This window comes from Zoogloea oleivorans (genome assembly GCF_008107625.1).
In the GTDB taxonomy this organism is placed as follows: domain Bacteria; phylum Pseudomonadota; class Gammaproteobacteria; order Burkholderiales; family Rhodocyclaceae; genus Zoogloea; species Zoogloea oleivorans.
Window position 1 is genome coordinate 55,660 of record NZ_SDKK01000008.1, and the last position, 14,128, is coordinate 69,787.

General features: G+C 61.4%; 13 protein-coding genes. All 13 read right to left on the minus strand.

Annotated features, from left to right (window positions below):
- Window positions 1-5: 5 nt before the first annotated feature.
- Window positions 6-1,142, minus strand: a complete 1,137-nt coding sequence (bamB, locus tag ETQ85_RS09750) for an outer membrane protein assembly factor BamB (RefSeq protein WP_148578859.1) — start codon at window positions 1,140-1,142, stop codon at window positions 6-8.
- The gene (locus tag ETQ85_RS09755) at window positions 1,139-1,792 is read right to left on the minus strand and encodes a YfgM family protein (RefSeq protein WP_148578860.1); all 654 of its coding nucleotides are present in this window, start codon (window positions 1,790-1,792) and stop codon (window positions 1,139-1,141) included. Before ETQ85_RS09755 ends, bamB begins: the two co-directional genes overlap by 4 nt.
- Window positions 1,779-3,077: a histidine--tRNA ligase gene (hisS, locus tag ETQ85_RS09760; RefSeq protein WP_148578861.1), complete on the minus strand. Its 1,299-nt coding sequence runs from the start codon at window positions 3,075-3,077 to the stop codon at window positions 1,779-1,781. The genes ETQ85_RS09755 and hisS overlap by 14 nt, the downstream gene beginning before the upstream one ends.
- Window positions 3,078-3,108: 31 nt before the next feature.
- Window positions 3,109-4,359 carry a flavodoxin-dependent (E)-4-hydroxy-3-methylbut-2-enyl-diphosphate synthase gene (gene ispG / locus ETQ85_RS09765; protein ID WP_148578862.1) on the minus strand — a complete coding sequence of 417 codons (1,251 nt, stop codon included), beginning with the start codon at window positions 4,357-4,359 and terminating at the stop codon, window positions 3,109-3,111.
- 10 nt (window positions 4,360-4,369) lie between these two features.
- Window positions 4,370-5,287, minus strand: coding sequence for a RodZ domain-containing protein (locus tag ETQ85_RS09770; RefSeq protein WP_148578863.1), 918 nt, complete (start codon window positions 5,285-5,287; stop codon window positions 4,370-4,372).
- Complete coding sequence (gene pilW / locus ETQ85_RS09775; protein WP_425473122.1) at window positions 5,284-6,075, minus strand: type IV pilus biogenesis/stability protein PilW; 792 nt, start codon at window positions 6,073-6,075, stop codon at window positions 5,284-5,286. Before pilW ends, ETQ85_RS09770 begins: the two co-directional genes overlap by 4 nt.
- A 2-nt stretch (window positions 6,076-6,077) precedes the next feature.
- Window positions 6,078-7,160 (minus strand): dual-specificity RNA methyltransferase RlmN, encoded by a 1,083-nt coding sequence (rlmN, locus tag ETQ85_RS09780; RefSeq protein ID WP_148578865.1) that lies wholly within the window; start codon window positions 7,158-7,160, stop codon window positions 6,078-6,080.
- 57 nt (window positions 7,161-7,217) lie between these two features.
- Entirely contained in the window at window positions 7,218-7,643 is a 426-nt protein-coding gene (gene ndk / locus ETQ85_RS09785) for a nucleoside-diphosphate kinase (protein WP_148578866.1), read from the minus strand.
- Between the two features lie 393 nt (window positions 7,644-8,036).
- Window positions 8,037-8,234 carry a cbb3-type cytochrome oxidase assembly protein CcoS gene (gene ccoS / locus ETQ85_RS09790; RefSeq protein WP_148578867.1) on the minus strand — a complete coding sequence of 66 codons (198 nt, stop codon included), beginning with the start codon at window positions 8,232-8,234 and terminating at the stop codon, window positions 8,037-8,039.
- An 8-nt stretch (window positions 8,235-8,242) separates the two neighbouring features.
- Window positions 8,243-10,705, minus strand: coding sequence for a heavy metal translocating P-type ATPase (locus ETQ85_RS09795; protein WP_246128719.1), 2,463 nt, complete (start codon window positions 10,703-10,705; stop codon window positions 8,243-8,245).
- 153 nt (window positions 10,706-10,858) lie between these two features.
- Window positions 10,859-12,142 carry a TRAP transporter large permease gene (locus tag ETQ85_RS09800; RefSeq protein WP_148578869.1) on the minus strand — a complete coding sequence of 428 codons (1,284 nt, stop codon included), beginning with the start codon at window positions 12,140-12,142 and terminating at the stop codon, window positions 10,859-10,861.
- A complete protein-coding gene (locus tag ETQ85_RS09805; protein ID WP_222862126.1) occupies window positions 12,139-12,834 on the minus strand; it encodes a TRAP transporter small permease in 696 nt (231 codons plus the stop codon). The genes ETQ85_RS09800 and ETQ85_RS09805 overlap by 4 nt, the downstream gene beginning before the upstream one ends.
- Before the next feature lie 118 nt (window positions 12,835-12,952).
- Window positions 12,953-13,957, minus strand: a complete 1,005-nt coding sequence (locus ETQ85_RS09810) for a TRAP transporter substrate-binding protein (protein ID WP_148578871.1) — start codon at window positions 13,955-13,957, stop codon at window positions 12,953-12,955.
- Between the last annotated feature and the right edge of the window lie 171 nt (window positions 13,958-14,128).

The following is a 14,128-nucleotide window of genomic DNA, read 5'->3' on the forward strand; positions in this document are numbered from 1 at the left end:
CTCCGTTATTGAACGCCGAGGGCGTAAACATTGCCATCCCGAGTCTGGACGACAATGTCGCCAGTGGCACGCTGCAAATCTGCAACGATCGGGCTGGAATTGGTGCGGTGGCGTCCAACGAGGGTTCCATCATCCTTGCGCAGGATATGGATGTAGCCTTCACTGTCGCCGACCACTACATGATCACCGAAAACACGCGGGCGACCGGTACCACGGCCGGCAAGCAAGTCCTGTTTCCAGGCACTGGCGCCGTTGGAAATATCGAGAGAATGGACCGCACCTTTTTCGTCGGTCACGAAAACGTGCTCTTCGTCCAGATCCAGCCCCCTGGAGCTTGAAAGATCGCGCGTCCACAGGGTGGAACCATTAGCCAGATCGAAGCAGGCCACCCGCCCCTGATAGGCAACCGCGCAGGTTGCCCGGGTGCCAATGGCAGGAAGACTGGTGATATCGGCAACCCGCTCCAGCTCAGTGGAACCGCGCGGAACAGCCACCGTCCCCTCCCACATCAATCCACCATTGGCCGGATTGATGGCGGTCAGCTTGCCACCGGGAAAGCCGGCAAAGATGGCCTTGTCTTCGAGCAGGACCCCCGCCGCATTGCGCAGGGACAAGGAAGGCGCCGCCCGCTGATACACCCAGCGCTGCTTGCCATCTGCCGGATTGAGACCGAACAGGCGACTATCCGCACTGCGGACCACAACGATGTTGTCAGACACGGCGGGCGCAGCCAGGATTTCAGCGTTAACGCGCACACGCCACTTGACCTTCCCGGATACCGCATCAAGAGCGATCACCTCGCCCTTCGGGGAACCCACCAGCACCAGCTTGCCATCGGTACCGACACCACCTGACAGCGTCGTATCGACCGATGTCTTCCAGACGGTACGACCGGCTTCGAGCCTCAACACATTGCCGTCGCGACCCGCCGCAAAAACCGCGTCGCCGCTCGCAGCAGGCTGGAACACGAAGAGCCCGGCATCGCCAACACGGCTGCGCCACACTTCCGTGGTCTTGAGCGGATTGTTCAGCGGCTTGAGTGCAGCAAGCTTGGCGCCACTGGAGGAGAACGGGTTAAGAGAGCTGCAGGCTCCCAGCGCCAGCGTGCCCACGAGCAGCAAGGCGAGTTGCCGGGCTTTCATTGAGCGTCTCCGACGGCATCCAGCTTGGCCTGGGCGATTTCGCGCAATGTCACGGCTTCCGGCTTGGTCGCAGTGGCAAGGGCTTCCACCGCAGCCGTGTAGGCAACACGCGCCTCGGCCGGCTTGCCTTGGGCAACCAGAATGTCGCCCTTCAGATCGGCGTAACGGGCAGCAAAACTTTCGTCAGGCGGCGTCTGGACCTGTGCCAGCGCTTCGTCGTAGGCCTTTTCGTCGAGCATCACCGTAGCCAGTCGCAGACGGGCAAGTCCGCGCAGGGCCGGATCATTGGCTTTCTCGGCGGCCCAGGCAAGGGGAACCCGGGCGTTCTTCAGGTCGCCTGCTTCGCTTTGCACCTTGGCAGAAAGGAGGGCAGCCATATCGGCGTAAGCCGTACCGCTGTACTTCTCGATCAGCGCTCCAGCGGCTTCGCGGGCTTTCTGAGCATTGCGCTCAACCGCAGCCCTTTGGACCGCATCGTAGAGAACAGAAGCTTCGCTGCCCTGCTTGCCCCGGTACCAGTTCAAGCCCTGCCAGCCAACAGACGCCAGGGCGGCAACGACGGCCAATGCCGTGACCAGCTTGCCGTACTGCTCCCACCAGCCCTTGATCTGGGAAATCTGTTCTTGTTCTTCGAGGTCAAATGCTGCCATCGTCTTCTTCTTCCGATTCGAGTAGGCGGTCTGCCAGGGTTTCGGGGAGCGCGTCCATATGAACGCGAATCTGTTCGCCGCCATCGCGCAGGGGCTTGAGGCTGACTTCGCCCGCCGCGGCTTCATCCTCACCGATAACGACGGCGAAAGGCGCACCGGATGCGTCGGCACGTTTCATCTGAGACTTGAAGCCACCGCCACCACAATGCAGGGTGACGGCAAAGCCGGTGCCACGCAGTGCTTCGGCAACCCGGAACGCCGCGCGCTGTGCGGCCTCGCCGGAATGCACGAGATAGACGTCCGGCGTCGGCCGCTCAGCCTGGCCGCCGCATTCCTGCCAGAGGGACAGAATCCGTTCGATGCCCATCGCGAAACCGGCCGCCGGTGCCGGCTTGCCGCCGAGTTGGGCGACCAGGCCATCGTAGCGGCCACCGGCACAGATCGTGCCCTGGGCGCCGAGACGGGTTGTGACCCACTCGAACACGGTGCGGTTGTAGTAATCGAGCCCCCGCACCAGACGGTGATTGATGCGGTAAGGCAGGCCGGCATCCTTGAGGAAGGTCTGCACGCCATTGAAGTGCTTCAGCGAGTCTTCCCCAAGGAAGTCAGCGAGCTTCGGAGCCGCTTCGACGATGGCCTGCAGGGCCGGATTCTTGGTATCGAGAATGCGCAGCGGATTGGTGTAAAGACGCCGCTGACCGTCTTCGTCGAGACTGTCCTTGTGGCCTTCCAGATAGGTAATCAGGGCCGCCCGGTGAGCCGCCCGCTCCTCGCTGCTGCCAAGGGAGTTGATCTCCAGCTGGACGTCCTCAAGCCCCAGGTCATCCCACAGGCGAGCACACATCAGGATGTGCTCCGCATCCACGTCCGGGCCTTCGTAGCCGAGCGCTTCAACACCCACCTGGTGGAACTGGCGGTAACGCCCCTTCTGGGGACGCTCGTGGCGGAACATCGGACCGTGGTAGTACAGCCGGCGCGGATTGCCGAAAAGCAGATTGTGCTGGATCGCCGCCCGCACGCACGACGCCGTGCCTTCCGGACGGAGGGTCAGGTGCTCGCCGTTGAGGGCGTCCTCGAAGGAATACATCTCCTTCTCGACAATGTCGGTCACTTCACCGATGGCGCGCTTGAAAAGCGGCGTCGGTTCGACGATCGGCATGCGGATGGGGCGGTAGCCGTAGCTGTGCAGCCAGTTGCGGACGATGTCCTCGAACTGCTCCCAAACTTCGGCATCGTCGGGCAGGATGTCGTTCATCCCGCGCACGGCCTGGAGGGTCTTGCTCATGATTCCCTTTGTTCTTTTGTCGGGCGCTGGCTCAGGCCGGCGTGCCCTTTCTGGGGTAAGTGCGGGCCACGTAACGCTCGATGATGGCCTTGAATTCGTTGGTAATATTGTCGCCGCGAAGGGTCTGGGTCTTCACGCCGTCCTCAAAAATCGGGGCGGCCGGCATTTCACCGGTACCGGGGAGCGAGATTCCGATGTTGGCGTGCTTGCTTTCGCCAGGGCCGTTCACGATGCAGCCCATGACAGCCAGGCTCATGTTCTCGACACCATCAAATTGATCGCGCCAGATAGGCATGTTGTCACGAACGAAACTCTGGACGTCGGAAGCCAGCTCCTGGAACAGCGTGCTGGTTGTACGGCCGCAACCCGGACAGGCGGTGACCATCGGAGTGAACGCGCGCAGCCCCATGGTCTGGAGGATTTCCTGGGCAACAATCACTTCCTGCGTCCGGCTGCCGTTGGGTTCCGGAGTCAGGGAGACGCGGATCGTATCACCGATCCCCTCCTGCAGCAGAACTGCGAGAGCGGCGGTCGATCCGACAATTCCCTTGGAGCCCATGCCGGCCTCGGTCAGCCCCAGGTGCAGCGGGTAATCGCACTTGGCGGCCAGGTCACGATAAACGGCGATCAAGTCCTGAACGCTGCTCACTTTGGCCGACAGGATGATCTTGTTCCCGGCAAGACCATATTCTTCTGCCTTGACAGCAGATTCGAGTGCCGAAGTGACCAGCGCCTCGCGCATCACCGCTCCCGCATCCCGCGGAATGGCACGCCTGGCGTTCTCGTCCATGATTCGGGCCAGCACGGACTGATCCAAGCTGCCCCAGTTCACACCGATGCGCACGGGTTTGTCGTAACGGCAGGCCATTTCGACGATCGACGCAAACTGGGTGTCGCGCTTGGCGCCCTGCCCCACATTGCCCGGGTTGATACGCAGCTTGTCGAGGGCCTCGGCGCAGGCCGGATTGTCGGCAAGCAGCTTGTGACCGTTGTAATGAAAATCGCCGACCAGCGGAATGTCGAGATTCATCGACAGCAGCTTCTCGCGAATTTTCGGCACCGCCTTGGCGGCTTCATCGTTATTGACGGTGATCCGCACCAGTTCGGAACCGGCCCGCGCGAGCTGGGCGATCTGCATGGTCGTCGAGAAGTCGTCGGCGGTGTCCGTATTGGTCATCGACTGAACAACAACCGGCGCACCTGCACCGATCAGGACGTGACCAACCCGAACCTGGCGGGTCGTGCGGCGGGCGGCGGCGCGCCCGGAAAGAAGTAGATCCATGGAAGTCTGATTACTCGAGCTTGAGGCGGGCAACCGTCCCCTTGGTGGAGGTGCCCAGATCGACGGGAGTACCGTTACGTTCAAGTTTCACGAAACGCGCATTGCCCACGACGAGTGAAAGAGGAGCCTTGCCACCGAACTCCTGGCGGGAACCTGCTTTACCCAGTTGGGAAAAGACGATTTTGCCATCCTTGTCTTTCACTTCTACCCAGGCATCCTTGGCAAACTCAAAAACGAGATGGTCGGCACCGGCAACCGGCTTCGACGACTCGACGGCGTCTTTCTGGATGACCTGCGGCGCGAGAGGCGCAACAGCCGTCTGCTCAACGCCAGGCGCCTGAGCAGGTACGGACCCGGGGATTTCGGTCGTGCTGGCCGGCGGAGTCGATGCGGCGACAGGCGCTGGAGAGAGCGCCACGGGCTCGGCAGCGACCGGTGCTTCGGCGGCCGCAGGCACGGGCAGGCTGGCCACCAAGTCTTCCGCGGTTTTCTTGCGCTGAGTGTCGTAATACCACCCAGCGACAACGATGCCCAGCAAACCCAGGGCCGCGATCACGCCGGGCAGCACTGAACGACTGAAACGGCCCCGCCCCACCTGAGGCATGTCGCCCTGGGCATTGGAGGCCGGCGCCAGCTCGATGGAAGCCTCGTCCGCAGGCGATTGCAAGGCCGCCAGCAGCGGGGCCGCATCAATCTTGAGAAGCCGCGCGTAGTTGCGCAGAAAGCCCCGCGTGAATGCAAACCCCGGTAGCAGATCGAAGCGACCCGACTCCAGCGCTTCGATCTGGCGAGCATTGAGTTTGAGCGAACTGGCCACTTCGGAAATGCTCAGTCCCTGGGCTTCACGCGTGCGACGCAAGGTATCGCCAACGGAAGAGTCCTGGACTGAGCTCGTCGGTGAATTGGGCAAAGCTTGAGAATCGGTCACTGGTACTGCCCTTGCAAGAAAGCCTTGAATTCGAGGGAGCCGGGGAAGCGGCGTCGAAGCTGTTGAACGAATCCCGCCTCGGCAGCGCGATCACCAAGGCGGCGCTCAACACGAATGGCCAGCCACAGACTCTCTGCGGTGGGTTCGCTCCCCTGGTGCAAGGCGCCGAGATAACGCTTCGACGCCTCGTTGGCCCCCCGACGGTAGGTGATCGCAGCCAGATGAAACAGCGCCTGAAAATTTCCATTGTCCGTTTCAACTGCGCGCAGAAACTGCTCTTCCGCCGCCTGATCGTTTTTCAGGCGCAACTGGCACAGCCCGGCATTGGCATAGGCGCGGGTGGGCGTCTGGTAGTAGGGATTGCGGACCACCGTTGCAAACTGCTCGAGCCCGGCCTGCTCCTTGCCTGTAGAGCACAGAAACCAGCCGTAGCTGTTCATGATTTCCGGATCGCCCGGCGCCAGTCGCATGGCGTACTCGAAGTTGGCAGCCGCAACCGCATTCTCCTCGAGGAACATGTGCACCAGCCCCATCAACTGGTAAGCCGGTGCGTAGCCGGAATCGTAGGCGACAGCGGAACGGGCTTCATCGAGGGCCACGCCGTAGCGACCAGCCTGAAAATAGGCTTGGCCGAGCTCCACATGAACCTTGGCCTTGCGCCGTGCATCGGTGACAACCGGCTCGTCAGACATGGGCCGATCGAGATTGGCAACAGAGGTCGGGATACGGGGTCCGGCACATCCAGCCAGCGCACACAGTGCTGCCAGCACCGGCAACAAGCGCTTCACGCTCATGCCTCCGCAACCGGAATGATCCGGGTGGTACGGCGCGTCTTGTCCTTGACCTGGCCGGCAAGCTGACCGCAAGCGGCATCCACATCGTCACCGCGGGTCTTGCGCGTCGTGGTGACGATACCGGCCGCCATCAGGATGTCTGCAAACTGCTTGATGCGCGACGCCGGCGAGCGGTCGAAGCCGGAGTTCGGGAAGGGATTGAACGGGATGAGGTTGAACTTGCAGGACACATCCCGCGTCAGCGCGACGAGCTCCCGGGCGTGAGCGTCGGAATCGTTTACGCCGTCGAGCATCACGTACTCGAAGGTGACGAAATCCCGCGGCGCCTTTTCGAGGTAGCGCCGACAGGCCGCCATCAACTCACGCAAGGGGTATTTCTGGTTGATCGGCACCAGCTTGTCGCGCAGGGCGTCATTCGATGCATGCAGGGACACGGCAAGGGCCGTCGGACAGGCGTCGCGCAGGCGGTCCATGGCCGGAACAATGCCGGACGTGGAAACCGTGACCCGGCGGCGCGACAAACCGTAGGCGTTGTCGTCCAGCATCAGATTGAGGGCCAACACGACGTTGTCGAGATTGGCAAGGGGTTCGCCCATGCCCATCATCACCACGTTGCTGATGACGCGCTCACCGTCGCCGTTGGCGCCGAGCAGGCGGTTGGCGAGCCACAGCTGGCCGATGATTTCGGCGGCAGTCAGGTTGCGGTTGAAGCCCTGCTTGCCCGTCGAACAGAAGGCGCAATCGAGCGCACAGCCGGCCTGGGACGAGATGCACAGGGTGCCGCGATTGGTTTCGGGGATGAACACCGTTTCCACCGCATTGGCGTTGCCCACATCGAGCAGCCACTTGCGGGTTCCATCCGTGGACACGCTGTCGCGCACCACCACAGGCGGAGCAATGCATGCCGTCGCCACGAGCTTGGCCCGCAGCGACTTGGCAACGTCAGTCATCTGGTCGAAATCGGTTGCGCCGAAGCGATGCACCCAACGGAGCACCTGCTTGGCGCGAAATGGTTTCTCACCCTGCTGGACGAACCAGTCGGTGAGGGCTTCGGCATCGAAATCGAGGAGATTGACCACGTAAGTATCCGTTCAAACCAGCAGGACGAAGCGATTTCATCCTGCTGGTAGAGATCATCAGCGGCTGTAAACGTTCATGCCGGGGAAGAAGAAAGCAATTTCCACCGCTGCCGTTTCGGCTGCATCGGAGCCATGCACTGCGTTGGCATCGATGGACTCGGCGAAATCGGCGCGAATGGTGCCGGGAGCGGCCTTCTTCGGGTCGGTGGCGCCCATCAGGTCACGATTCTTGAGAATGGCGCCTTCGCCTTCGAGAGCCTGGATCATCACCGGGCCGGAGGTCATGAAGGACACCAGATCCTTGAAGAAGGGGCGTTCCTTGTGCACAGCGTAGAACTCACCGGCTTCACGCTCGGAGAGGTAAGCCAGCTTGGCGGCAACGACTTTCAGGCCGGCAGCTTCGAAGCGGGCGTAGATCTGGCCGATCACGTTCTTGGCGACGGCGTCGGGCTTGATGATGGACAGGGTGCGTTCAATAGCCATGTTGCTAACTCCAGTGAGACAAAGGATGGTTCGAAAAACCGAAAGCTTGGAATTTTAACAGGTTGATGCGGCTCATCGGCTTTTTTCGGCTCGATGATGTCGATGAGGGAGAGCAGGGATTGGGGAACACATAAGCCTGACGGGACCGTCAGGCGGGAATCGGGACAAAACGGGGAGCAAAAAAAAGGGTGCGCATCGCGCACCCCCAACCCCAACAGAGAGACTTAAGTCAAGGCACCCAGTGCCTGGAAGACGCATGTTGTTGCTCGTGTTTGCGTCTTCAACCTGAGAGGAAGTATGCGTGTCACTGCCGGACCCGATCTTGACCTTTATCAAAAACCCTTCAGATGCCAGGGTAAATGCAGGCGGGCGATCATTGTTCATGCGCTGGGCTCAGGATCCGGGCTTGGCGGCCTGATCTTTTTTGCTCGCATCCACCTGAACGGGCGGCGTGTCATCGTCGCTGACCACCCGGTAACCCGGGCCTTCCAGATCGTCAAACTGCCCGCTGCGAACCGACCACCAGAAAATGAGGCCGATCAGAAAAACAAGGATCAACGACAGGGGAATGAGCAGGTAGAGGCTTTCCATGGTGGATCTCAGTGAGTGCGCTTACGCTGCAGGCGCAGGGCGTTCAGAACAACGAACAAGGAACTCGCCGACATGCCGATACCCGCCATCCAGGGCGTTACGAGGCCCGACATGGCAAGCGGAACGGCAGTGAAATTGTAGGCGAACGACCACCACAGGTTTTGCCGGATGATGCGCAGGGCGCGGCGGGACAGATCCACACCTTCGGCGAGGGAAGCCAGGCGGCCGCTCAAGAGCACGATATCGGCCTGGTTGCGGGCCAGGTCCGTCCCCCCGCCCATGGCGACGGACACCTGGGCCTGAGCCAGCACCGGCGCATCATTCACCCCGTCGCCGACCATCGCAATCACCGCATCGCCCTTCTGGAGGGCGCGCAGTTCGGCGTGCTTCCCTTCCGGAGTCATTCCACCTACCGCATGCTTGACGCCCAAGCGACGCCCCAGCTCCTCCACCGTAGACGGCGTGTCGCCACTGAAAATCGACAGTTCGATGCCCTTCCCGCGCAGGGACGCGAAGGCTGCCGGGCAATCCTCACGCAATCCGTCGGACAGGGCAAAACCGGCCAGCCAGCCGTTCGAAGAACCGAGGGCGATGACGGTACGGCCGGAGCGCTCGTCTTCCTGAAGCACTTCGGGGACCGGAGTTCCGGTCAGCGCCGCCACGAATCCCGGCCGGCCGATGCGGTAAGTGAGACCATCGAGCACACCCGAAACCCCCTGCCCCGTGGTCGCGTTCAGGCTGGTGAAAGCGGCCAGCGGCTCGCCGGTGGCGCCCTCGATTCTAAGCGCGGTAGCGATGGCATGCTCCGAGCCCTGCTCCAGTCCGGCAGCCAGGCGCACGACTGCGACTTCACCGAGCCCTCCCAGCACACGAACCTGCTCAACCCGCATCTCGCCGTAGGTGAGCGTGCCGGTCTTGTCGAAGACGAAGTGATCGGCCCGTGCCAGGGCTTCGATAGCATGGCCACGCGTCACCAGAACGCCCATCCTGGCAAGGGCGTCAGTCGCCACAGTCAGGGCCACCGGCGTGGCCAGGGACAGCGCACACGGGCAGCTCACCACCAGGACCGACACGAAGACCCACAGGGCGCGGTCCGGATCGAACCACCACCACCCAACTGCCGTCACGCAGGCCAGCACCAGCAGCGCAACAATGAACCAGGCGGCGACCTTGTCGGCCTGCTGCACCACCCGGGGCTTCTCTGCCGACGCCCGCTCCATCAACTGACGGATCGCAGCCAGCCGGGTGTGCTCGCCGGTACGAGTGACGCGAACGAAGAGCGGGCTGCCGACATTGACACTGCCGCCTGTCACTTCACAGCCGGGCGTCTTCGGCACCGGCCGACTCTCGCCGGTAAGGAGTGCTTCGTTCGCTTCGCTGCGCCCATCGATGACCACGCCATCGGCTGGCATGCTTTCGCCGGGTTTGACGCGGATCACGTCACCGCTCAGCAACTGCGACACGGGTACTTTCTCCCCCTCCTGCGCCGGGTAGCCAGGTAACCGTTCGGCAAAGGCAGGCAGCGCCTTGCCGAGCTCTTCCACCCCGCGCACGGCCTTCTGGCGGGCAAGCATTTCCACGTAGCGCCCGCACAGCAGGAAGAACACGAACATGGTGACCGAGTCGAAATACACCTCACCATGATCGGAAATCGTGGCCCAGCAACTGGCCAGAAAGGCCGCACCGACACCGAGGGCGACCGGCACATCCATGCCCAGCCGGCGCAGGCGGATGTCACGCCACGCATGACTGAAGAAGGGCGCGGCGGAATACAGCACGACCGGCGCGGTGAGGATCAGGCTGGCCAGGCGCAACAACTTCTCGATGTCGGCGGTCATGTCGCCGGCCTCGGCGATGTACACCGGGAAGGCGTACATCATCACCTGCATCATGCCGAAGCCAGCCACAAAAAGCCGCCACAAGGCAGAGCGCCGCTCGCGCTGGGATATCTGCTCGGAGCGGGCCGAGTCGTAAGGATAGGCCCGGTAGCCGATGGCCTGGATCGCCGCGAGGATGTCGGACAGTTTGATGCGCCGCTCGTCCCAACGCACGCGAGCCCGACGGGTCGCGTAATTGATGTCGACTGCGGTTACGCCGGGCTGATGGGCGATGTGCTCTTCATTCAGCCAGATGCAGGCGGCACAGGTGATGCCTTCGAGGATCAGGGCTGCTTCACGCTCATGCTCGCCAACCGGCGTGACGAAGCCTTTCTGGAAATCCGGATGATCGAAAAGGCCGAGATCCTTGAGCTCATCGGGCATGGCCTCGCGGGCCTGCTCGGGCATGGCATCACGACGACGGTAGTAGTCGATCAGACCATTGCTCACAATGGACTCAGCCACGGCCTGGCAGCCGGTGCAGCACATCTGGCGGCGGGCACCGTCAACCTCGACAGGGAGATCCAGATTGGCGGGAATCGGCAGACCGCAGTGGTAGCAGTCGTGTTCGGATGACGGGGGGGATTGGGACAAAAAAGCCTCACATGCAACGCACGCGGCCGGGAATGACCACGGAGAACATGCCTTTTTATCACAAAGCCGCACCCCATCAAAACCTCGGGGAACACCCTCAAAACAAAAGCGCGCCCCGGAGGACGCGCTTTTACGTGGAACGACAAACAGGAACTACATCATCCCGAGCATGCGCGGGAACCACAAGGACAGGCCTGGCCAGTAGGTCACGACACCGAGGAAGACCAGCATCGACAGCAGCCACGGCCAAACCGCGACCGTGAGCTCCGTGATACCCATCTTGGTGATGCCCGACGCCACGTAGAGGTTCAGCCCCACCGGCGGGTGACACATACCCACTTCCATGTTCACCACCATGATGATGCCGAAATGCACCGGGTCGATACCGAGCCGCACTGCAACCGGGAACAGGATCGGGGCGAAGATCAGGACGATGGAGGACGGCTCCATGAAGTTGCCGGCCAGCAGCAGCATGACGTTTACCGCCAGCAGGAAGGCCACGACGCCCAGACCGTTGCCCAGCATCCACTCGGCCAGCGCCTGCGGGATGTTCTCGTTGGTCATGATGAAGGAGAACAACACCGCATTGGTGATGATGTAGAGCAGCATCGCCGACATGTTGGCAGAGTTGAGCAGCACCTTCGGCACGTCCCGCAGGGGCATGTCGCGATACACGAACACGGCCACCACGAAAGCGTACATGGCGCTCATGGCTGCCGCTTCGGTCGGCGTGAACAGGCCGGTGTAGATACCGCCCATCACTACGACGATCAGCAGCAGGCCCCACATCGACTCACGGAAGGCCTTGATGCGCTCAGCGGTAGAAGCCTTCGGCTGACGCGGGTAGTCGAACTTCCTGGCCCGATACCAGGTTACCCCGCCAAGAACACCCGCCAGGGCAAGCCCCGGTACCACACCGGCCATGAACAGGGCACCGACAGAGGTGTTGGTCGCCACCGAGTACATCACCATCACGATGGACGGCGGGATCAGGATGCCCAAGGCCCCCGCCGTCGTAATGATGCCGGCACCGAACTTGTTGGGGAAACCCGCCCGCGTCATGGCCGGCAACAGAATCGAACCAATGGCCACCACCGTTGCCGGAGAAGAACCCGACACCGCCGCAAAAAGGGCACAGGCCAGCACGCCGGCCAGACCGAGACCGCCGTACCAATGCCCCACCATCGATGAAGCGAAATTGATCATTCGCTTCGCCACCCCGCCGTGAGTCAGAAAGTTGCCGGCCAGGATGAAGAACGGAATCGCCATGATTTCGAACTTTTCGATACCAGTGAAAAGCTTGAGGGCAACCGACTCCAGGGGCACCTCGGTGAACATAAACAGAAAGCTGAGAACGGTGAGGCCGAGAGAAATGGAAATCGGCATCCCGGTCAGCATCAGGGCCAGGAGCAGGCCAAAGATGATGGCGGCGTTCATTTGCGGTCTCCCTTCACATCACCAACCTGCGGGTGCTTCAGATCATGCATGTGCAGGTTGTCGCTCATTACGTAGGCATCAGCACTATCCGGCACGTGTTCCTCGCCGTCGAGACCATCCACATGACCGTGGTCGTGATGCGGCAGCTCGCCGGTGCGCAGGAAGCCCAGCGTCACCTGCAGGAAGCGGAAGCACATCAGGCTTGAGCCAAGCGGAATGGCGCTATAAACCATCCACGTCGGCCATTCCAGATCGGGCGTCGTCGGGCCTTCAGGAACATCGCCGAACTCGGCACCGGTCATCTGCAGAAAGGCGTAATGGGCGCCGTTTTCCCACACGAAATGAGCGCCCAGCGTGGCGACGATACCGGTGAAGAGCGCGCCGGCAAGCAGGCCGAAGACAATGAACCTGGACCGGTTGCTGTCGTTGAGCCGGTTGATCAGCACATCGACGCCCACGTGGATGCCGGTGCGCACGCCATAGGCGGCACCAAACTTGGCCATCCATACGAACATGATGATGCACAACTCCTGGGCCCAGCTGAAGTTCAGGCCAAGCAGCCAGTCCTGCAGACCGGGAATACTGACGCCCGCCAGGTAACGATGCACCACAGACAGGAAAATGATCGTCGTGGCGCTCCCCATCAGAAGGGTGATGATCCACTCTTCGAGGTGATTGAGTAATTTCATGATTGAGCCTCGCAGGTATGTGCGATTGGACGTGCCGGGGCCGCGAAGACCGGAGCGCGTCTTCATGCCCTTCGCCCGCTTTCCGGATGAAGGGCCCTACAAACGGAAAACCTTGACTGGCTTACAGCTTCGCGGGATCGAAGCCGGTTTCCTTGTAGATCGACTGGATCAGGTCCTTGCCGATGCGACCTTCCATCTTCTGATGGACAGGGAACATGGCCTTCTTGAAAGCCAGCTTTTCTTCCTTGGTCGGCATGTAGACCTGGGTTTTGCCGCTCTTCTTGATGGCCTCCAGAGACTTGTCGTTCTCTTCCTGGGCAATCTTGTTGGCGTAGACGGTGGAGTCCTTCATCGCCTGCTCGAGCTGACCACGTACATCGACGGGCAGGCCATCCCAGAATTTCTTGTTGGCGATGACTGCATAGCCCAGGTAACCATGATCGGTCACGGTCATGTGCTTCTGCACTTCATGCATCTTCTGGGTAAACATGTTGGAATGAGGGTTTTCGGTACCATCCACCACGCCGGTCTGCAGGGCCTGATAGACCTCGGAGAAAGCCATCACCTGGGGCAAGCCACCCACGGAACGGATTTCTTCTTCAAGCACCTTCGAGGACTGGATGCGCAGCTTCTTGGCCTTCAGGTCTGCCGGGGTGTGAATGGGCGTATTGGCCGAGAAGGACTTGAAGCCGTTGTCCCAGTAGGCCAGGCCAACGATGCCCTTGGGTTCGAGCTTTTTCAGGATGCCAGCGCCGACAGGGCCCTGGGTGACGCGGTGCAGTTCGGTGTAGTCATCGAAAATATAGGGAAGGTCGAAAGCCTCGAACTCCCTCACGCCCAGCGGACCGAACTTGGCCAGGGACGGCGCCAGCATCTGCACGGCACCGAGTTGCAGGGCCTCGAGCTCTTCCTTGTCCTTGTAAAGCGCGCTGTTGGCGTAAACCTCGACCTTGACCTTGCCCTTGGTCAGCTCTTCGGCCCGCTTCTTGAAAAATTCGGATGCCTTGCCCTTGGGCGTATCGGCAGCCACGACATGGCTGAACTTGATCACGATGGGAGCCTGGGCAGAGGCCGTGGCGCAAAAACCCAGGGCGGCGAGGCTGAACAACATGGTGCGCAGTTTCATTTTTTGTCTCCGATATAAGAAGTTTTTTCACGCAATCCCTGCTGAGCGGGGACTGCGGCAGACTACATTCCCAGTATTGATGGACACATCAACGGTTTCAATTGTGGACATCCCCAGTGTGGAAAGCTCCGATGGCCTCATCGGCACGCTCAGGCGATAAGAAGGTTACCC

What these genes read in the sequence shown, in the direction of transcription:
- bamB (WP_148578859.1), bottom strand. Translation starts at nt 1,142, where the DNA reads ATGAAAGCCCGGCAACTCGCCTTGCTGCTCGTGGGCACGCTGGCGCTG.
- ETQ85_RS09755 (WP_148578860.1), bottom strand. Translation starts at nt 1,792, where the DNA reads ATGGCAGCATTTGACCTCGAAGAACAAGAACAGATTTCCCAGATCAAG.
- hisS (WP_148578861.1), bottom strand. Translation starts at nt 3,077, where the DNA reads ATGAGCAAGACCCTCCAGGCCGTGCGCGGGATGAACGACATCCTGCCC.
- ispG (WP_148578862.1), bottom strand. Translation starts at nt 4,359, where the DNA reads ATGGATCTACTTCTTTCCGGGCGCGCCGCCGCCCGCCGCACGACCCGC.
- ndk (WP_148578866.1), bottom strand. Translation starts at nt 7,643, where the DNA reads ATGGCTATTGAACGCACCCTGTCCATCATCAAGCCCGACGCCGTCGCC.
- ccoS (WP_148578867.1), bottom strand. Translation starts at nt 8,234, where the DNA reads ATGGAAAGCCTCTACCTGCTCATTCCCCTGTCGTTGATCCTTGTTTTT.
- ETQ85_RS09800 (WP_148578869.1), bottom strand. Translation starts at nt 12,142, where the DNA reads ATGAACGCCGCCATCATCTTTGGCCTGCTCCTGGCCCTGATGCTGACC.
- ETQ85_RS09810 (WP_148578871.1), bottom strand. Translation starts at nt 13,957, where the DNA reads ATGAAACTGCGCACCATGTTGTTCAGCCTCGCCGCCCTGGGTTTTTGC.